The 18,207-nt window shown below is 38.6% G+C and carries 19 protein-coding genes, 1 pseudogene and 2 other annotated features; of the genes and pseudogenes, 16 read left to right on the top strand and 4 right to left on the bottom strand.

What is annotated here, in order from left to right:
- The 3 genes from lpdA (at nucleotide 1) to JFU24_RS08470 (ending at nucleotide 2,841) form a co-directional block, all read left to right on the top strand.
- A complete protein-coding gene (gene lpdA / locus JFU24_RS08480; protein ID WP_053345168.1) occupies nucleotides 1-1,413 on the top strand; it encodes a dihydrolipoyl dehydrogenase in 1,413 nt (470 codons plus the stop codon).
- Between the two features lie 290 nt (nucleotides 1,414-1,703).
- Nucleotides 1,704-1,961, top strand: coding sequence for a hypothetical protein (locus tag JFU24_RS08475; protein WP_309446312.1), 258 nt, complete (start codon nucleotides 1,704-1,706; stop codon nucleotides 1,959-1,961).
- A gap of 43 nt (nucleotides 1,962-2,004) precedes the next feature.
- Complete coding sequence (locus JFU24_RS08470; RefSeq protein WP_201224988.1) at nucleotides 2,005-2,841, top strand: polysaccharide deacetylase family protein; 837 nt, start codon at nucleotides 2,005-2,007, stop codon at nucleotides 2,839-2,841.
- 27 nt (nucleotides 2,842-2,868) lie between these two features.
- On the opposite strand, the gene JFU24_RS08465 is transcribed toward JFU24_RS08470, so the two are convergent.
- Nucleotides 2,869-3,303, bottom strand: coding sequence for a DUF1885 family protein (locus tag JFU24_RS08465; RefSeq protein WP_201181604.1), 435 nt, complete (start codon nucleotides 3,301-3,303; stop codon nucleotides 2,869-2,871).
- A 413-nt stretch (nucleotides 3,304-3,716) separates the two neighbouring features.
- Here JFU24_RS08465 and JFU24_RS08460 point away from each other — a divergent pair.
- Both JFU24_RS08460 and JFU24_RS08455 read left to right on the top strand, forming a co-directional pair.
- Nucleotides 3,717-4,289: pseudogene (locus JFU24_RS08460) on the top strand (aromatic amino acid lyase); the annotation flags it as partial.
- Between the two features lie 533 nt (nucleotides 4,290-4,822).
- A complete protein-coding gene (locus JFU24_RS08455) occupies nucleotides 4,823-4,948 on the top strand; it encodes a GapA-binding peptide SR1P (protein WP_098175446.1) in 126 nt (41 codons plus the stop codon).
- A 223-nt stretch (nucleotides 4,949-5,171) separates the two neighbouring features.
- On the opposite strand, the gene JFU24_RS08450 is transcribed toward JFU24_RS08455, so the two are convergent.
- Complete coding sequence (locus JFU24_RS08450; RefSeq protein ID WP_201181602.1) at nucleotides 5,172-6,629, bottom strand: aminotransferase class I/II-fold pyridoxal phosphate-dependent enzyme; 1,458 nt, start codon at nucleotides 6,627-6,629, stop codon at nucleotides 5,172-5,174.
- Nucleotides 6,630-7,027: 398 nt separating this feature from the next.
- On the opposite strand from JFU24_RS08450, the gene JFU24_RS08445 reads away from it, so the two are divergent.
- The 9 genes from JFU24_RS08445 (at nucleotide 7,028) to trpA (ending at nucleotide 15,500) form a co-directional block, all read left to right on the top strand.
- Nucleotides 7,028-7,987 carry an NAD(P)H-dependent flavin oxidoreductase gene (locus JFU24_RS08445; protein WP_053345179.1) on the top strand — a complete coding sequence of 320 codons (960 nt, stop codon included), beginning with the start codon at nucleotides 7,028-7,030 and terminating at the stop codon, nucleotides 7,985-7,987.
- A 50-nt stretch (nucleotides 7,988-8,037) separates the two neighbouring features.
- Nucleotides 8,038-8,310 carry a UPF0223 family protein gene (locus JFU24_RS08440; protein ID WP_053345180.1) on the top strand — a complete coding sequence of 91 codons (273 nt, stop codon included), beginning with the start codon at nucleotides 8,038-8,040 and terminating at the stop codon, nucleotides 8,308-8,310.
- 71 nt (nucleotides 8,311-8,381) lie between these two features.
- Nucleotides 8,382-8,620, top strand: a binding site (T-box leader).
- Nucleotides 8,621-8,655: 35 nt separating this feature from the next.
- Nucleotides 8,656-8,893 (top strand) — a binding site (T-box leader).
- A 175-nt stretch (nucleotides 8,894-9,068) separates the two neighbouring features.
- Nucleotides 9,069-10,463 (top strand): anthranilate synthase component I, encoded by a 1,395-nt coding sequence (trpE, locus tag JFU24_RS08435; RefSeq protein WP_201181600.1) that lies wholly within the window; start codon nucleotides 9,069-9,071, stop codon nucleotides 10,461-10,463.
- A complete protein-coding gene (locus JFU24_RS08430) occupies nucleotides 10,460-11,065 on the top strand; it encodes an anthranilate synthase component II (protein WP_201181598.1) in 606 nt (201 codons plus the stop codon). The genes trpE and JFU24_RS08430 overlap by 4 nt, the downstream gene beginning before the upstream one ends.
- A 28-nt stretch (nucleotides 11,066-11,093) precedes the next feature.
- Complete coding sequence (gene trpD, locus JFU24_RS08425; RefSeq protein WP_201181597.1) at nucleotides 11,094-12,116, top strand: anthranilate phosphoribosyltransferase; 1,023 nt, start codon at nucleotides 11,094-11,096, stop codon at nucleotides 12,114-12,116.
- Nucleotides 12,117-12,893 carry an indole-3-glycerol phosphate synthase TrpC gene (gene trpC, locus JFU24_RS08420; protein ID WP_201181595.1) on the top strand — a complete coding sequence of 259 codons (777 nt, stop codon included), beginning with the start codon at nucleotides 12,117-12,119 and terminating at the stop codon, nucleotides 12,891-12,893.
- 10 nt (nucleotides 12,894-12,903) lie between these two features.
- Nucleotides 12,904-13,518: a phosphoribosylanthranilate isomerase gene (locus tag JFU24_RS08415; RefSeq protein WP_201181593.1), complete on the top strand. Its 615-nt coding sequence runs from the start codon at nucleotides 12,904-12,906 to the stop codon at nucleotides 13,516-13,518.
- A 4-nt stretch (nucleotides 13,519-13,522) separates the two neighbouring features.
- The gene (trpB, locus tag JFU24_RS08410; protein WP_053345186.1) at nucleotides 13,523-14,728 is read left to right on the top strand and encodes a tryptophan synthase subunit beta; all 1,206 of its coding nucleotides are present in this window, start codon (nucleotides 13,523-13,525) and stop codon (nucleotides 14,726-14,728) included.
- The gene (gene trpA, locus JFU24_RS08405; RefSeq protein ID WP_201249841.1) at nucleotides 14,721-15,500 is read left to right on the top strand and encodes a tryptophan synthase subunit alpha; all 780 of its coding nucleotides are present in this window, start codon (nucleotides 14,721-14,723) and stop codon (nucleotides 15,498-15,500) included. The genes trpB and trpA overlap by 8 nt, the downstream gene beginning before the upstream one ends.
- Nucleotides 15,501-15,601: 101 nt before the next feature.
- Here the strand turns inward: trpA and JFU24_RS08400 are convergent, their stop codons facing one another.
- The gene (locus JFU24_RS08400; protein WP_201221515.1) at nucleotides 15,602-16,222 is read right to left on the bottom strand and encodes a YktB family protein; all 621 of its coding nucleotides are present in this window, start codon (nucleotides 16,220-16,222) and stop codon (nucleotides 15,602-15,604) included.
- Nucleotides 16,223-16,423: 201 nt separating this feature from the next.
- Here JFU24_RS08400 and JFU24_RS08395 point away from each other — a divergent pair, with 201 nt between their 5' ends.
- Nucleotides 16,424-16,621, top strand: a complete 198-nt coding sequence (locus JFU24_RS08395) for a hypothetical protein (RefSeq protein ID WP_053345189.1) — start codon at nucleotides 16,424-16,426, stop codon at nucleotides 16,619-16,621.
- A gap of 417 nt (nucleotides 16,622-17,038) precedes the next feature.
- On the top strand, nucleotides 17,039-17,842 hold the full coding sequence (locus tag JFU24_RS08390; protein WP_201249840.1) for an inositol monophosphatase family protein: 804 nt from the start codon (nucleotides 17,039-17,041) through the stop codon (nucleotides 17,840-17,842).
- A 144-nt stretch (nucleotides 17,843-17,986) separates the two neighbouring features.
- On the opposite strand, the gene JFU24_RS08385 is transcribed toward JFU24_RS08390, so the two are convergent.
- Nucleotides 17,987-18,169 carry a YlaF family protein gene (locus JFU24_RS08385; RefSeq protein WP_201249839.1) on the bottom strand — a complete coding sequence of 61 codons (183 nt, stop codon included), beginning with the start codon at nucleotides 18,167-18,169 and terminating at the stop codon, nucleotides 17,987-17,989.
- Nucleotides 18,170-18,207: the final 38 nt, after the last annotated feature.

The raw sequence follows: 18,207 nt of genomic DNA, 5'->3' as shown, positions 1-18,207 counted from the left end.
ATGGTAGTAGGAGATTTTCCAATCGAAACAGATACTTTAGTGATCGGTTCAGGCCCAGGGGGATATGTTGCGGCAATTCGCGCAGCACAGCTTGGACAGAAAGTAACGGTCGTTGAAAAAGGAACAATTGGCGGAGTTTGTTTGAATGTAGGCTGTATCCCATCAAAAGCTTTAATTTCAGCGGGACACCGTTTCCATGAGGCTCAACATTCAGAAGACATGGGTATCTTTGCAGAAAAAGTTACTGTTGATTTTTCTAAAGTACAAGCTTGGAAAGGTACTGTTGTAAAAAAATTAACTGGCGGCGTAAGCAGCCTGTTAAAAGGTAATAACGTTGAGGTTGTAACAGGCGAAGCTTATTTCGTTGATGAAAACAGCATCCGTGTTATGAATGATGACTCAGCTCAAACATATACATTTAAAAACGCAATCATCGCTACTGGTTCATCACCAATCGAGATTCCGTCCTTTAAATATACGAAACGTGTACTTAATTCTACTGGAGCTCTTGCTTTGGAAGAAGTTCCAAGTTCTATCGTAGTAATCGGTGGAGGTTACATTGGTACAGAGCTTGGCGGCGCATTCGCCAGCTTTGGAACTAAAGTGACTATACTTGAAGGTACGGAAGAGATTCTTTCTGCAGGCTTTGAAAAACAAATGGCAGCACTTGTTAAACGTAACCTTAAAAACAAAGGTGCTGAAATTGTTACTAAAGCAAATGCTAAAGGTGTGGAAGAAACTGAAACAGGCGTTACCGTTACTTATGAAGTAAAAGGCGAAGAGAAAAAAGTCGAAGCCGATTACGTTTTAGTAACAGTAGGTCGTCGTCCGAACACTTCAGAAATTGGTCTTGAACAAGTCGGAATCAAAATGACTGACCGTGGTTTAATCGAAACTGATAAACAATGCCGTACAAGCGTGAAAAACATTTACGCAATCGGTGATATCGTTTCTGGACCACAATTGGCTCATAAAGCTTCTTATGAAGGTAAAATTGCAGCTGAAGCCATTGCAGGACATTCATCAGAAATCGACTATCTTGCTATTCCGGCTGTTGTATTCTCTGAACCAGAACTTGCTTCTGTCGGATATAATGAAAAAGAAGCGAAGGAAGCTGGAATCGAAGCGCTTGCTTCTAAGTTCCCATTCGCTGCAAATGGACGTGCTCTTTCATTGAACAATACGGACGGATTTGTGAAGCTAATCACTCGCAAAGAAGACGGATTGGTTATTGGAGCCCAAATCGCAGGACCAAATGCTTCTGATATGATTGCAGAACTTGGTTTAGCTATCGAAGCAGGAATGACTGCTGAAGATATCGCGATGACAATCCATGCACATCCAACTTTAGGAGAAATCACTATGGAAGCTGCTGAAGTAGCCCTAGGAACTCCAATTCATATTATTAAATAATTGATACCAAAAAAAGCGTGTCGCCATTTGCAGTGCGCTTTTTTGGTTTTTATAAATAAAAAATAAATTAAAACTGGTACAAATTTAATGTCTTCTCCCAAATTAGGATATTTTCTTTACTCAATTTAAATGAAAAGTGCAAAATGCGCATAAGCTATACAAAGGTCTTCATACTTTTTTTCTATAAAAGGTTTAAATTGAGTAAAAGAGGAAAAAAAATAGAAAGAGCGATGTACTGAAGAATAAGGATGCCGATTAAACAAAGTGGCTGATTATTCAATTTAAATGGGGTGGATCACTTGAAAAATTATCTGGTAATCCTCTTTCAACTAATCGTTTGGAGCGGATATACATTGGTTGAATGGCTTTCTGTTAATGATCGTTTTGTTTTTAAGGTATTTATGTTTCTGGTTTTTTCTTATTTGGCCATTTACATTGGTAAAATGATTTTAAAATCCAACAAGCGGACAATGCTTGTTACCATAATCAGTTTACTATGTTACGGTGTAATGCAAATTCTTTTGGAAACGTTAGTACCCATTTATTGAATTTTGAATCTTTACAATGACACATGAAAAACACGGAGGAAACATGATCACCAAAGTAGTAGTTATGTTTGTATTTGCTTCACTTTTATTAATTGGTTGTAATAATTCAGTTTCCAATCAAACTGAAAAAAAAGAACCAAAAAGTGTGGAAACAACTACCACTATCCAAGATGAAACCAAACAAGAGCAAGATATGAAAGAAGAAGCTTCAAAAACAATTAGGAATTCAGAGAAAGAAAATTTTCAGGCCGAGTACCGGTTGAACAAAGATAATTGGTCATTTGAACCAATTCAGGATGCAGAACCTAAGGTTGTCTTGTTGACGTTCGATGATGCACCTGATAAGTACTCGTTAGAAATTGCAAAAACACTTCAAAAACTTCAAGTGCCGGCGATATTTTTTGTAAATGGACATTTTCTTGAAAGTGATGAAAAGAAATCGATGTTAAAAGAAATTCATGATATGGGCTTTTCCATCGGTAATCATACTTATTCTCATGTCAATTTGAAAGAGCTGACAGAAGAAGAGCAAAAGCGGGAAATCGTAAAATTGAATAATTTGGTGGAAGGCATTATCGGGGAACGCCCTAAGTATTTTAGGGCGCCTTTTGGATCTAATACCGATTTTTCCAAAAAAGTTGCTGCAAATGAAAAAATGCTGGTCATGAATTGGACATATGGATATGATTGGGAAAAGGAATATCAAGATAAAAAAGCATTGAAAGAGATCATGTTGAACAATCCTTATTTATCCAATGGAGCCAGTTTACTGATGCACGACCGAAAATGGACGAGAGAAGCGATAGAGGATATTGTGAAAGATTTTCATAAGAAAGGATATAAGATTCTTGACCCAAAATTAATTGAAACGCCTGAATGATTTGAAGTTACGGCCACTATCAGTTTTTTATTTTCTTGGATAGTAATACATCACTCGCTTGTTAAAGAGATGGAGCTGTGCTCGTAACTTCTTTGCAAGGAATTTGCATAATTCATTAGCTTTCCCTTTATCACCGAATGTTGCCGTTTCTGGGAGGGTGAATTGGATATAAGATTGAATTCGCTCTAGTCCATCTTCGTCCTGTACGATTTCTTGGTCGACTCCGATTAGTATCATGTGATATCTGTCCACATTGGATTGGAGATAAATTACTTTATCTTTCATCTTTTCAGGCTCTTTCATTTCATAAGGAAAGGCCTTCTTATCATAATCCCAATTGAGTTGTTTTCCCGTTTTAGCGGTGATCATTTGGTAATATGTGAGTAATTCCTTCACGTCTTCAATGGTTACGGCTTCTTTCACAGACTCAGGAACGAGCTTGATATAGGCATTTTCAACCATTTGAATCCCCCTTAGCTCTATAGATTTTAATTGTATTTTAACATTTTATGGTTGTTTTATATACTTATCTATATGTAAATTTAAAGGTAAAATTCCTTTTTCACTCTGCTAGGTTAGTTTGTTAATGTTTTTAAAAATTGTTAAAGTGTGTTGGCTTCCAGTTTTTATTTCGATGTAAAATTTATACAGATGATAGTTAATAAGAGGTGGGAATCATGAATATATTATGAATATACAATTTGATGAAGATATTAATGTTTTACAAAAAGGGGCTGTATCACTTAATTTAAAGCGATAGAGCTCCTTTACTATGTTAAAGGGGTGTAGGGGATGATGCTTACCGGTAAAGTTTTAACAATAAGTCAATAAAAAATCATTTTTAATAAAGAGATGGTCACCCTTTCTCCCAATATCCCCTTATTTTTGATGAAGGAGAAACTGTGATTTCAGGGGAACTTTCATGGTCAACCTCTTGCATTTGCAATGGATTTTTTTAAGATGGGTGTTGCAGAAATTGCTAGTATATCAGAACGGAGGATTGAACGACTCGTAAATCCACAGCTGAATGATCTGCCGCCTTTTTTGAGCGCAAGACCTGGGCTACAGTAAGGTGCAATGATTATGCAATATTGTGCGGCATCGCTCATATAGGAAAATAAGGCGCTGGCCCATCCAGCAAGTGTAGACTCCATTCCATCTTCAGCTAATCAAGAGGACATGTGAGCATGGGTACGATTGCAGCAAGACACGCATACCAGATCATTCAAAATATACATGGCATGTAGTTGGCGATTGAATGTATTACAGCGATGCAGGGGGTCGAATACCGGGGAATCGAACGAATGGCTCCGAGAACCCTTCGTTTCTTTGAAAAGGCCAGGGAGATTGTACCGAGTATTACAAAGGACCGTATGTTTTCCACTGATATTGAGGCATGTGCGTCCTGGTTGAAGACTTACGATTTTGATGAACTAATGCAAGTGTAAGCATGAATTTATATATAGGGTGAAAAAGGTCACAAATGGACAAAGAAGAATTATTTACAGGGGTTTATAAAATAGACAATAACAATCACTGGAGAACTCGTAACTGACATTCTGCCGCCTATGATTATGAGGAGGTTAATTTCAGGGTGTTGACAGATTCAACATCTACTCAGGATACTTTGTATGGATAAATACCATGTTTAGGTTAGACCGTAGAACAAGCTAAACGACTTCGAATAGCCTAACCTTTAACCAGCTACTTTAATATGGAGAATGGAAGAGTCGTTGGATTCGCTTCGTGATAAAATGTATCAGCCTACTGTGAAGCTTTGAGTCTCTGTCCTTCTAACCATTTTAAGGGGGCTTCAATCCAGAGAGAAATAAATCAAAGGCATTGAATGAAATGAATTTAAGGGAATTTTATATATGTTATACTTAATAGCTTGAAATTATAAATGTGTTATATTATAATTCATATAAAGCGGTTACATTTAATGATTAATGCATACAATATAGAGGAAGGGGTTGTAAAAATGGGAACTATCGTATGTCAAACTTGCAATAGCACGATTGAACATTTTGAAGATGAAAAAGTAAGTGTACTTTATACACACAATCACAACTGCCACAGCTGTGATACGGCTGCCTCTGAAAAATAATAAAAAAGATAATCTCAGATATTAATAGAATTCGAGGGTGTTTCAGGAGCTGTAACCTGGGGCACCCTTTTTTTGCTTGTACAGTAGGAACTCAGAATTTGGCAAATCCCTATATTTCTGAACCTTATCTGTGTAAAGCACGGGCAACTGGAATGGGGTGGGCCTTTGGAGTCGCATAAAAAAACCAGAGCAGTTTGTTTATGCTCTGGTTTTTGATATTCAATCAGTTTTTAATAATTCGTAAATATTTAATTTCTGGATCCTCTGGACCTTGAACTGGTAGACCAACCTCGATATTTTTCTGAATGTATGTGATATTATCTTCTGTTATCAGTTCACCAGGTATAAAAATTGGAATCCCTGGCGGATAGACCATGATGAATTCAGCACTGATTTTGCCAACAGATTCCTCGATAGGAACCACTTCAGTTTCTGCGTAAAATGCATCTCTCGGTGATAAAGCAAGAGGTGGTGTATCGGGAAGCAGGACTTCGATTTTTTCATGATCAGCAGCCATTTCTTTAAACTCATCCGATAAGTCTTTAAGGGCAGCGATTAACAAATCTGCTTCTGTTTTAGAGTCCCCTGGTGTGATTAGGCAAAGGATGTTATACAAATCAGAAAGTTCTACTTCAATATTATGTTTTTCTCGAAGCCATTTCTCAACGTCGTATCCGGTAATATTCAATTCTTTAATGGAGATGATTAGTTTTGTCGGATCATAACTATAGGTTGCCTTACTACCTAAAATTTCGCTTCCAACACAGTATAAATAAGGAATCTCATTAATAGCTGTCCGGATATACTCTGCAAGCTTGATAGCACCATCTATCATTTCTCTTCCAACGGTCGCAAGTTGTCTTCTTGCGGTATCGAGAGATGCAAGAAGAATATAGGAAGTTGAGGTAGTAGTGAGCATACTCAAAATTGCCTGGACCCGATTGGCAGAAATTAAACCATTCTTAACATTTAAAATGGAACTTCCTGTTAGTGATCCACCCAGTTTATGAACACTCGTAGCGGCCATATCAGCTCCAGCTTGCATAGCGGACATAGGCAAGTCTTCGTGGAAGTGAATATGAACACCATGGGCTTCATCAACCAGTACAGGTATTTGGTAGGAATGAGCAACTTCTACAATTTTCTGCAAATCAGCAGAAATGCCGAAATAGGTCGGATTGATTACGAGTAAGCCTTTTGCATCGCTGTGTTCCTTTAATGTTTTTTCAACAGCATCAATGGTAATTCCATGTGAGATTCCCAAGTCTTTGTCAATTTCAGGATTGATGAAAATAGGAACCGCTCCTGAAAATACAATAGCAGACATAACAGATTTATGTACGTTCCTCGGGACGATGATTTTATCCCCAGGACCGCAGACTGCCATGACCATCGTCATGATTGCACCGCTTGTTCCCTGAACGGAAAAGAATGTATGGTCGGCCCCAAATGCTTCTGCAGCAAGGTCCTGGGCTCTTTTAATGATTCCCTTTGGCTGGTGGAGATCATCGAGTGGTGCGATATTGATTAAATCTATAGATAGTGCATTTTCTCCAATAAAATCACGAAAATCAGCGTCCATTCCTTTTCCTTTTTTATGACCTGGAATATGAAATTGAACGGGATTTTTTTTGGCATGCTGTAATAAGGCAGTATATAATGGTGTTTCATTCTGTGACAATTCTTTGTGGCCCCTTTTCAATATAATAGGTACGAAATATCCAGGGAAATATACTCCCTTTCTATTTACAGTCGTATGTTTCTCCTATTTGGAGTAACCTTAAAAAACGGTTAGTAAGCTCTTGTGGATAGACATAAAACAAATGAATTATAGCACGTCTTACATATAAATGCCTAGCGTGAGTTTAATGTAAAAAATAACAGCTTGAGTTCTATTGTACATACCTTGTAATAGCAGGAAGGAATATTTACCAGTTCAAGAGTTTATCTTTTAAATCAAAAACAATTTGAACTATGAGTTTTAAAATTGAATGAAAAAACAATATTTGCCATAATAAAGGTGTAATAGAGAGTGTTCATTAATAAAACTCACTCAGAAGTAAAAGGGGGATGAAGATTTTGAATTGGAAAACTCGTGTGACTGATTTGTTAGGGATTCAATACCCGATTGTGCAAGGAGGATTGGCGCATTTAGCTTATGCAGAACTAGCTGCGGCTGTTTCGAATGCAGGGGGCCTAGGGCAGGTAACAGCGATGTCGTTGGATAACCCTGATCAATTGGTAGAGGAAATACGAAAAACAAAATCATTGACGGACAAACCGTTTGGCGTTAATTTTGCAATTGGTCAGCACGGAAGACCATATGAACATATGCTTGAAGCAGCACTAAAAGAGGAGATTGCCGTTGTTTCTGTAACTGGTGGGAATCCAGCGCCATTTATCGATTATGTTAAGGATACTCCGGTGAAAAAACTTGTGCTAGTTGCGGCAAGAAGGCAGGCAATCAAGGCTGAGCAGCTGGGTGCAGACGCAGTGATGGTAGTTGGTCAGGAGGGCGGAGGACATTTAGGACGCGATGATATCGGAACCTCTGTATTAATTCCTCAAGTGGTAGACTCCGTGAAAATTCCAGTCATCGCCTCAGGTGGTTTCGGTGATGGGCGCGGGTTGATGGCGGCGTTGGCACTTGGAGCCGAAGGGATTGAAATGGGCACCAGGTTCATTGCAGTAAAAGAATGTGTTCATGCCCATGAATTATACAAAAATGCCTTGGTTTCCGGTACAGAAAATGATACCGTTGTCATTAAGCGGTCTATTGGTGCACCAGCCCGTGTTATTGCAAATGGTTGGACTGATAAAATTCTTGAAATAGAAAAGGAAGACGGCGGATATGAGCAACTGCAGAATTACATAAGTGGAAAAGCAAACCAGCGTTATATCCATGATGGAGTTGAAGGTGAAGGATATGCTTGGGCTGGACAAGTAATGGGTCTGATTCATGATGTACCAACGACGGCTGAGCTATTCAGTCGGATTATCAGCCAAGCAGAGGCAATTCGCTCAAAATGGGCAGACTGATAATAGTCTCCCAAGCAACAGGAATAACTATCTAGAAGGAGCGTGTAAGCATGGATTATCAATATCCAATGGATCTTGATTGGTCAACGGAAGAAATCGTCGATGTTATTAAATTTTTTGAAGCAGTCGAAAAGGCATATGAAAGTAAAATACAAAAAGAAGCTTTTATGAAAGCATATCGAAGGTTTAAGGAAATAGTCCCCGGCAAAGCGGATGAAAAAAAATATACGGATGAGTTTGAGTCTGTCAGCGACTATTCCGCATATCTTGTTATTAAGAAAGCAAAAGAAATCGAAGACGATGACTGGATACGAATGAAATAATAAAAATATTATTTTTAGAAAACTCCATTGACTTCATGAATAGATTGTTTTAACATAATAATCAAGAAATGATAAAGGCAATGACGAAGAAGAGTACCTTAATGCTGTTCTGCAGAGAGCCAGTGGTTGCTGAAAACTGGTGAACAAATTTAAGCGAATGGACTTCCGAGCCCCAAACCGAAACGGATTGACGGAGTAGGCTTTGGCGATTATCTCATCGTTAATGGAGATAGGCATATAATATTTATAATGCCGTAAAGTGAGCTTATTAAGCTAATTAAGGTGGTACCACGGGTTCCTCGTCCTTTGGATGAGGGCCCTTTTTGTGTTTTTTTAAAATGGATAATTAAATCTATGATTAAGAGTAGTAATCTTTTTAGAGTCGTCACAGAGAGCCGGAACAGGTGGAAACCGGTACGATATAAGAAGGTGAATGGACTTATGAGTGGTTTCTTGAAATAAGTAGGGAAACTCGGCTTCCACCGTTAATGGGTTTGGCAAGAAATGTATAATTTCTTGCTTGAGAGGGAAAAATAATATGTTTTTCCAACTTGAGGTGGCACCGCGGTATACCGTCCTCTGCAGACACATAATTTGTGTTTGCAGGGGGCTTTTTTTATGCATTTACAATTATTGTGAAGATGAACTGGAGAAAGATTTTAGAGAAAAAATATAAACACAACTCCGAATATGTTTGCCTAAAGGTATAGCAATCGGAAGTTTTCATTATTGGATTGAAAATTAGGAGGTAATATTAGATGAATCATTTGGATGAAAAAAAGATACTGCGTTTCAAAATGGAAACGATTGAAGGGGATATTCATACACCGATTGCCATTTTTCAAAAATTGGATGAAGAAAAGAAGTTTTTATTGGAAAGTTCGAATTCACATCATGATAATGGTCGCTACTCCTATCTAGGATCAAACCCATATTTGGAGGTGACGTCATTAGGTAATCAAGTATATGTGAAGGATTCTAATACAGGTGAGAAACTCGTAAGGAACATCAATATCATTGAATTTCTGAAAAATCAATTGTTGGTAGAAATAGAAGATTCCCCAGTTCATCTTCCGCCATTTAATGGTGGGGCAATCGGGTATATGGGCTATGATATTATTCGTCTTTATGAAAACATCGGTCCGGTGCCACCTGATTCTCTTCAAATGCCGGATGCTCATTTCCTTTTCTTTAAGGAACTGTATATATTTGATCATGTACTTCAAAAGATTCATCTTTTGACTGCGGAAGAGGATAGCGAAATAAGCCTAATGGGAATGAAGGAGAAAATCAATCGGCCTAGTAAACCCTCAAAGGAAATATCGTCAGAATCTTTAGAATTTAATTCTAATTTCAGCCAGGATGAATTCGAGAAAATGGTACTTGAAGTAAAGGAAGCGATTGTGGCAGGTGAAGTTTTCCAAGTCGTCTTGTCACAAAGGTTTCAGGCCGACTTTGATGGAGAGCCTTTCGATGCTTACCGCCGTCTCCGCTTAGCCAACCCATCTCCCTATATGTTTTATATCGAATTTGGTGACTATACTATTATAGGTTCCTCCCCTGAAAGTTTGATCAGTGTTTCAGCAGGAATGGTTCATGTTAACCCCATTGCCGGTACACGACCAAGAGGGAAGACGGATGAAGAAGATAAAGGCATGGAAAAAAGCCTGCTGATGGATGAAAAAGAACTCGCTGAACATAGAATGCTTGTTGATCTCGGAAGAAATGATCTTGGGAGGGTTTGTGAAATAGGCTCAATCCACCTTACCGAGGAAATGGAAATTCAAAGATATCAACATGTCATGCATATTGCCTCAAAGATTAGCGGAGAACTTAAGGAAGGATTCACGAGTTTAGATGCATTAACGGTATGTCTTCCTGCAGGTACTGTCTCAGGAGCCCCTAAAATTAGGGCAATGGAGTTGATTAACGAACTTGAAAATTGTAAACGCGGGATCTATTCAGGGGCAATAGGATTTATCGGTTTTGGTGGAGATCTAGATATGGCTCTTGCAATCCGGACGATGATCATAAAAGATGGCAGTGCGTATGTACAGGCCGGAGCAGGAATTGTATATGATTCAGATCCAAAAACAGAATATGAGGAAACACAAAATAAAGCACGAGCGCTCATGGAGGTTAACACAAAATGATTTTATTAATTGATAACTATGACTCGTTTACTTATAACCTTTATCAATATTTAGGGGAAGTAGAAAAAGAAATCATCGTGAAAAGAAATGACGAAATCACCATTGCTGAAATTGAGGAAATGAATCCTAAGGCAATCGTTATTTCACCAGGGCCAGGCCGTCCAGAAGATGCTGGAATTAGCATGGAAATCATACGTTCTTTTTATAAGAAGCTTCCGCTTTTAGGTATTTGCCTTGGTCATCAGGCTATTGGTGCAACCTTTGGGGCAAATGTGATTGGGGCCAAATATATCATGCACGGCAAAACATCGGTTATCGAACATGACGGAACAGGGGTATTTGTCAATCAGAATCCACAATTTCCAGTGATGCGTTACCATTCCTTAGTAGTTGAAAGGGAAAGCTTACCTAATGAATTAACTGTTACGGCGAGCGCAGTGGATGATGGAGAAATCATGGCTTTAAAACATCAAGATTATCCGCTTTACGGTTTACAATTCCACCCTGAATCTATTGGAACGAAAATCGGTAAGGAACTATTACATGAATTTTATAAGATTGCCGAGACATATCAATTAGAGAAGAAAGAATCCATTTTATAATCACAAAAAACAATTGGGGGAGTTAGTAGTGAAGGAGTATTTAGAAAAGTTAGCAGAGCGTCAAACATTGACGGAAGATGAGATGAGTATAGCAGCCCAAGCGTTATTTTCTACAGATATTACGGAAAGCGAGATGGCGGCTTTCATTATTGCTCTAAAAGCAAAAGGTGAAACGGCAGGTGAAATTGCAAGCCTTGTCCGAGTCATGAGAAAAGAAGCAAGAAGTGTGAAAACAAACTGCCTTAATGTGATGGATAATTGCGGAACTGGTGGAGATGGCTCACAAAGCTTCAATATTAGTACCGCTTCAGCCTTCGTGCTGGCTGGTGCAGGTGTTAAGGTTGCCAAACATGGAAACCGCAGCATTTCAAGTAAAACAGGAAGTGCAGATGTTTTGGAAGAGCTCGGTGTTAATTTGTTCTTAGAACCAGAAATGATGAAAGAACTGTTAGAGGAAAATGGAATCACTTTCTTATTTGCCCCTTCTGTACACCCTAATATTGCCCGAATCATGAAAGTGAGAAAAGAATTGAAAATCCCGACAATATTTAATCTGATAGGACCATTAACGAATCCCGTTCAGCTCGATACACAATTATTAGGTATTAACCGCCGTGATATGCTCGAGCTATTTGCAGAAGTACTTCATAAATTAGGCAGAACACGTGCGGTTGTCATCAATGGTGCAGGTTTTATGGATGAAGCCAGCCTACAGGGAGAAAATTCACTCGTGCTTCTGGAGCAAGGGGATATTATCCCTTTTACACTCCATCCTGAGGAAGTGGATTTGCCGATTTACGGAAATGACGCAATCCGCGGCGGTGATGCAAAAGAAAATGCTGATATTATGCTCCGTCTCTTAAAAGGAGAAAAAGGTGCATATCGTGACACCGTTTTATTGAATGCAGGTTTGGGTTTATACGCCCATGGAACGGCAGCGACGATCAAAAAAGGAATTACCTTGGCGGAAGAAAGTCTGGACAGCGGATCGGCTCTGAAAAAATTAGAAAATCTAATTGCCTATGGCAACAGAAATAAGGTGGTAATGTAAATGGATAATATTTTAACGAAAATTATTGAACAGAAAAAAGTAGAAGTAGCACAGTTAAAAGAAATGGGTTTAGATGATGGGGAAATGATCAATACAGTCAGACCTTCTCTTGTAGAAAAATTGAAAACGGCGAAATCAATCGCGGTTATCGCGGAAATTAAACGAGCATCCCCATCAAAAGGAGACATTAAAATGAATGTCGATCCAATCGAGCAGGCTCTTTCTTACGAAAAAGGTGGAGCCGCAGCCATATCGATATTGACGGATGAGGTCTTCTTTAAAGGGTCAATTGCCGATTTAAAAAACGTGAGCCAGGCTATACAAATTCCAAGGTTATGTAAAGATTTCATCATTGATGAAATTCAAATCGACCGTGCCTATCAAGCTGGTGCGACTATCATTCTATTAATTGTGGCAGCTCTTTCAAAAGAACGCCTTCATGATTTATATCAATATGCAAAACATAAAGGGCTTGATGTATTAACAGAAGTCCATGATGAAGCCGAGTTAAAGCAAGCACTTGAGCTTAATGCAGAGCTGATAGGGATTAACAATCGAAATTTAAAAACATTCGAAGTGGATTTGGCGGTTACGGAACGACTTGCGAAGCTACTTGATCCAAAACGTCACATCATTATCAGCGAAAGTGGAATCAAGACAAAAGAAGACGTACAGCGTGTGAGGGAAGCAGGGGCGAGGGGCATTTTAGTTGGAGAAACATTAATGATATCACCTAACCTTCCAAATACGATGGCAGAACTGCAAATGAGTTTATAAGGAGATTAATATGTTTGTAAAAATTTGTGGGATAAAGACATTAGCAGCGGCTCAGACAGCTGTAACATTCGGTGCAGACTTTATTGGGTTCATTTTTGCAGAAAGTAGCCGGAAAGTTCATCCCGAAATAGTATGTGAAATAGCAGGGAATCTCCCTGCACACGTAAAAAAAGTCGGAGTGTTTGCTAATCAAACCGAACAAGAAGTGATACGAATTGCTGAAATTGCCGGATTGGATTATATTCAGCTACATGGTAACGAGTCTGCCAGTTTTGCTGAGAGAATGACTCTCCCGGTTATTAAGGCCTTTGCCATCCAGTCAGAGAAAGATCTTGAAAGCCTTCACGATTATCCGGCTGATTTTCTACTAGTAGATCTTCCTAAAGGAAATTCTGGTAAGGGAATGACTTTGGATTGGGATATGCTTCGTAAAGCGGGCTTACCAAAGGAGAAAATTTTTCTAGCTGGAGGATTGACTTCAGAAAATGTCGGAAAAGCGATTACTGCCGTATCACCATTCGCAGTTGACGTAGCGAGTGGTGTCGAAACAAATGGATTAAAGGATGCTGCAAAAATAAAAGCTTTTATTACTAAGGCGAAAAATACAGCCGGAAAAGAGGAATAAATAGATGAGTACTTATACACAGCCCGACCAAACTGGTCATTTTGGAGCATATGGTGGCCGTTTCGTTCCGGAAACCTTAATGGCGGCAATAACAGAGCTTGAAGAAGTATATGAACAATCAAAAAAAGATCCAGAATTCCAAAAGCAACTGAATTACTACCTTACTCAATATATTGGTCGTGAAACGCCCCTTTATTTTTCAGAAAATTTAACGAAACTTGCTGGTGGTGCCGATATTTATCTGAAGCGTGAGGACCTAAATCATACGGGTGCCCATAAAATCAATAATACGATTGGTCAGGCTTTGTTAACACAGAAAATGGGCAAGAAAAAAGTCATTGCCGAAACAGGTGCAGGACAGCATGGAGTGGCAACGGCGACAGTTTGTGCTTTGCTGAAGTTAGAGTGCATCATTTTTATGGGAGAGGAAGATATCAGGAGACAGAAATTAAATGTTTTCCGGATGGAACTTCTGGGTGCCAAGGTTATATCTGTATCACAAGGAAGCGGGACACTAAAGGATGCAGTCAATGAGGCGTTACGGTACTGGGTAGCTAATGTGGAAGACACTCATTATATTATGGGGTCAGTCCTTGGGCCGCATCCATTCCCTGTTATTGTACGCGATTTTCAAAGCGTGATTGGCAAGGAAACGAAGCGTCAGTATTCCGAAGTGGTACATGCCCTTCCTGATGCCATAGTCGCTTGCATAGGCGGTGGCAGCAATGCAATGGGTATGTTTTATCCATTCATTGAGGATGAAACGGTTAAATTATATGGAGTAGAAGCAGCAGGTCATGGTCTTGATACACCGTTACATGCTTCAAGCTTAACAAAAGGAAAGCCAGGGGTGCTTCATGGGGCATTCATGTATGTATTGCAGAACGAAGATGGCCAGATTCAGGAGGCACATTCGATTTCAGCAGGGTTAGATTATCCGGGGGTTGGACCGGAACACAGTTTTCTAAAAGATACAAATCGTGTGACATATACTTCAGTTACCGATCAAGAAGCCCTAGAAGCTCTCGTTTTGCTTTCAAAGGAAGAAGGGATCATACCTGCATTGGAAAGTTCACATGCCATCTCCTACGGTTTAAAACTTGCCAAAGAAATGGAGAAAGGGACAGGCTTGGTGATTTGCTTATCTGGCCGTGGCGATAAGGATGTTGAAACGGTCCAATCTATATTAGGGGGTAGCGAACATGAATAAATTAACAAAAGCGCTGCAGGAATGTGAATCTAGGGGAGAAAAAGCATTTATTCCTTACATTATGGCAGGAGATGGCGGTCTTGAACGGCTAAAGAGCCAACTTATATTCCTTGAAAAAAGCGGGGCAACAGCTGTCGAATTAGGTATCCCATTCTCTGACCCTGTTGCTGATGGACCGGTTATCCAACAGGCGGGAATCCGTTCTTTGGAGAATGGTACAACTTTAAAAGATATCCTAAAAAAAGTGACTGAAATCAAAGGCGATGTAAACATTCCAATCATTTTAATGGGGTATGCAAATTCTATTATGGCATATGGCCTTAAAGAATTCACAGAAGATTGTCTTCAGGCAGGAATCGCCGGATGTATTATCCCTGATTTGCCAATTGAAGAAGAAGCTGGCTTTTCAACTATAAAAACTGCAGGGATTGTACTGATCCGTCTCGTGACGCTCACGTCTTCTAGAGAACGGATTACTCAGATTACGGCAGGGGCAGAGGGTTTTATCTATGCTGTGACTGTAAAGGGCATTACGGGGACCCGTGATGCCTTTGGAGGAGAACTCGGAGGCTATTTAAAACAGGTAAAAGACCTAAGCCCTGTTCCTGTTCTTGCCGGATTTGGCATCTCTACTCCAGATCATGTCCGCAATACCGTGCAATCCTGCGATGGTGTCATCGTCGGAAGCAAGATAATCGAATGCTTTGAAGCGGGTAAAGAAAATCAAATAAGTGAATTGATACAAGCAAGTAAAGAATTGGTGCAAAAATAAGAAAAGGAGAGCCTTTAATGGCTCTCCCTTTTCTTTATTTATATTAAAGTATGAATGCTCTATTCATCTACTAATTCCAATGCAATACGTGGAATATGTGTTTATTTTAATTTATATAAGGGTAAAAGATGCTCAAAAGCATCATTAATGGTTTTAATGAAATCATCATCATTTAATTGAATGGCTTCTTCGCGAGAAATTCTTATCCCGCAAAGAATTTCAGCTTTCTTTACTGTCTGCAAACGATTAAACATTGAATTCAAATCATCAACCGAAAGGCCATCATGAGGGATTACTTCAGGTTTCGTATGATCCATCGACCAAACATAATGTGAGGGAATATTTTTTATGAATTGCTTCGCATTTTGCTCTAGATGCCTCCCGATTTCAACTTTATTAGGAGCTTCATAAATGACTGCGAACCAAATGAACATATGTGTTTCCCACAAACCAATTTGGAAATGTGGCATCATTTTATAACCTCGGCTGTTGGCAGCAAAGGCAACCCAAGTGTCGTTAGGAGGGTTTACTTTCCTTCTAGCATGCTTAGCAACATGAGGGAACATCTCTTCACCGGTCATCACAGATAATTGTTGTGAAAAGTGCTCACCAAGTGCTTGTAGCTTGGGTTGGATCTGCTCTTTTAAAGCATCCATTCGCGGTTCCAATCCATCAATTTTAAAAACGTTAAAATCATCAGCTGAAAAACTTGCTATATTCATTATCATCTCTCCTACCGTAATATCTGCACATATTGTAGCATAAGTAAAAGTAATAATTGAAAAATAACGATTTAGTTCATTATCGAAAAATTCCTTTAAGTTAAAAGAACAAATTAGTTGCTATTTGTGGTAGGAAGACATATGATAAAATAAAAATAAATTCAGAAAATTAAGTTAATTGACGAAGGGAGAATGTTAATTATGAAACAAGTCATGAACCAAGCATTAAAAGCTAAAGAAGTTGAAAGACATAGAGCTGCAGTGTTAAGAATGGAAATGGACTATGAATTAGCAACCCTTTTTGAAGCAATTAGTGAAGAGAATGATCAAAAGAGGTCACAATGCAAGCAAAGGCTTGAGCGTATCCGGTTAGAATTGCTAAAACTTAAAGCCTTGTAAAATGATAAAGCTGCAGAGATCGTGAAGGAGAATTAATGAACGAAATGAATCAAATTCAATACAAGAAATTCTATTATAGATGATGAACGGACACTTATTTTATAAAAAATAATGTGTCCGTTTTTCGTTAAATGAACAAAATAGTAGTAAAAGCTGGTCTTTGATTTTTAAAATGGACTACTTTCCTGTTAATTAGGAAAAAAATTATCAAAAGTATACAAAAAATGCATGAGGATAATTAGCTTATAAGCTTAAATGGAGTGAAGAATCGTGAATTAAATAACCCTTATTATTCAAAGATATTTTAAAAATTGGTAAATTTATGATGTTAAAAACTTGAAGACTTGATATATTTGCTTTAATCTTTAGTAGAGCATGTTAGTGTAGTTTCTGATTACAAAGGACGGGGATATAATAATGGCATCGGTTAAGGAAATGGATACATATGCGAAATTATGGATGAAAGAAGCAGGGTTGAAGCTGAGAGCGTCCTTTGAAACCAAGCTGAATATTGAAATTAAAACGAATCCTAATGATTTGGTTACCAATATGGATAAGGCAATAGAAACGTTTTTTTGCGATAAAATTACCGAAACTTTTCCCGAACATCGTATATTTGGGGAAGAGGGAATGGGTAATGAGATAAAAGATTTAAAAGGAACGGTGTGGATTCTTGATCCAATTGATGGAACATTGAACTTTATTCATCAACAGCGGAATTTTGCGATTTCTCTTGGGATTTATGAGGATGGTATCGGGAAAATTGGTATGGTTTATGATGTCGTAAATGATGAACTGTACCATGTAATTAAAGGGGAGGGGGCATTTATGAACGATCAAAGACTCTCTCCGCTGAAAGAGGTATCGGTTAGCAAAGCCATCCTTTCCATGAATGCAAGCTGGGTAACGGAAAATCGCCGGATTGATCCGAGTCTTCTAGCCCCGCTTGTGCGGGATGCGCGCGGGACCCGTTCATATGGCTCAGCAGCATTGGAGTTAGCATACGTGGCTGCAGGCAGGCTAGATGCTTATATAACTATGCGACTTATGCCTTGGGACTTTGCCGGTGGAGTTTTACTGGTTGAGGAAGTGGGCGGAGAAGTAAGCAATATAACTGATAAAAAATTGGATTTTTTAGAGGGAGATTCATTATTTGTCTCTAAGCCTGGACTGCACAAAGAGGTTTTTGAGAAATATTTAACAGGTAATACTAGCTTTTAATACCCCTGACCTAAGTCATTGGTAATGTTCAAAAAGGATATTAAAATGGATAAAGTAAGACTAAAGACTTAGGGGAGTGGAGAATATATTTTACTTGAAAAAATTAGCAAAAAAAAACTCGCTGTTTACAGCGAGTTTTTTATATTATAACTTTCCTGCTTCGCGTAATTTTTTCTTTTGAGTAAAACCAAACCCCATAATCCCGCAAAGTACAACGATTGCAGCTAAGATTCCAAGTAAGCTTTTTTCAGCAATAAAGATGCCTATAGAGCCAATACTTGATCTTGCTAGTATCGCTAATATTAAGAAATTCCATTTAATATTCATTAATATCACCCCTAATATATCTATTGTACATAATTTCT

The sequence above is a fragment of the Peribacillus sp. TH27 genome (genome assembly GCF_016650915.1).
Taxonomy (GTDB): Bacteria; Bacillota; Bacilli; order Bacillales; family DSM-1321; genus Peribacillus; species Peribacillus butanolivorans.
This window is presented reverse-complemented; position numbering and strand designations above follow the sequence as displayed.

What these genes read in the sequence shown, in the direction of transcription:
- JFU24_RS08440 (WP_053345180.1), top strand. Translation starts at nt 8,038, where the DNA reads ATGGATTATCAATATCCAATGGATCTTGATTGGTCAACGGAAGAAATC.
- JFU24_RS08395 (WP_053345189.1), top strand. Translation starts at nt 16,424, where the DNA reads ATGAAACAAGTCATGAACCAAGCATTAAAAGCTAAAGAAGTTGAAAGA.
- trpB (WP_053345186.1), top strand. Translation starts at nt 13,523, where the DNA reads ATGAGTACTTATACACAGCCCGACCAAACTGGTCATTTTGGAGCATAT.
- lpdA (WP_053345168.1), top strand. Translation starts at nt 1, where the DNA reads ATGGTAGTAGGAGATTTTCCAATCGAAACAGATACTTTAGTGATCGGT.
- JFU24_RS08465 (WP_201181604.1), bottom strand. Translation starts at nt 3,303, where the DNA reads ATGGTTGAAAATGCCTATATCAAGCTCGTTCCTGAGTCTGTGAAAGAA.
- trpC (WP_201181595.1), top strand. Translation starts at nt 12,117, where the DNA reads ATGGATAATATTTTAACGAAAATTATTGAACAGAAAAAAGTAGAAGTA.
- JFU24_RS08385 (WP_201249839.1), bottom strand. Translation starts at nt 18,169, where the DNA reads ATGAATATTAAATGGAATTTCTTAATATTAGCGATACTAGCAAGATCA.
- JFU24_RS08415 (WP_201181593.1), top strand. Translation starts at nt 12,904, where the DNA reads ATGTTTGTAAAAATTTGTGGGATAAAGACATTAGCAGCGGCTCAGACA.
- JFU24_RS08455 (WP_098175446.1), top strand. Translation starts at nt 4,823, where the DNA reads ATGGGAACTATCGTATGTCAAACTTGCAATAGCACGATTGAACATTTT.
- JFU24_RS08390 (WP_201249840.1), top strand. Translation starts at nt 17,039, where the DNA reads ATGGCATCGGTTAAGGAAATGGATACATATGCGAAATTATGGATGAAA.
- trpA (WP_201249841.1), top strand. Translation starts at nt 14,721, where the DNA reads ATGAATAAATTAACAAAAGCGCTGCAGGAATGTGAATCTAGGGGAGAA.
- JFU24_RS08470 (WP_201224988.1), top strand. Translation starts at nt 2,005, where the DNA reads ATGATCACCAAAGTAGTAGTTATGTTTGTATTTGCTTCACTTTTATTA.
- JFU24_RS08400 (WP_201221515.1), bottom strand. Translation starts at nt 16,222, where the DNA reads ATGAATATAGCAAGTTTTTCAGCTGATGATTTTAACGTTTTTAAAATT.
- trpE (WP_201181600.1), top strand. Translation starts at nt 9,069, where the DNA reads ATGAATCATTTGGATGAAAAAAAGATACTGCGTTTCAAAATGGAAACG.
- JFU24_RS08430 (WP_201181598.1), top strand. Translation starts at nt 10,460, where the DNA reads ATGATTTTATTAATTGATAACTATGACTCGTTTACTTATAACCTTTAT.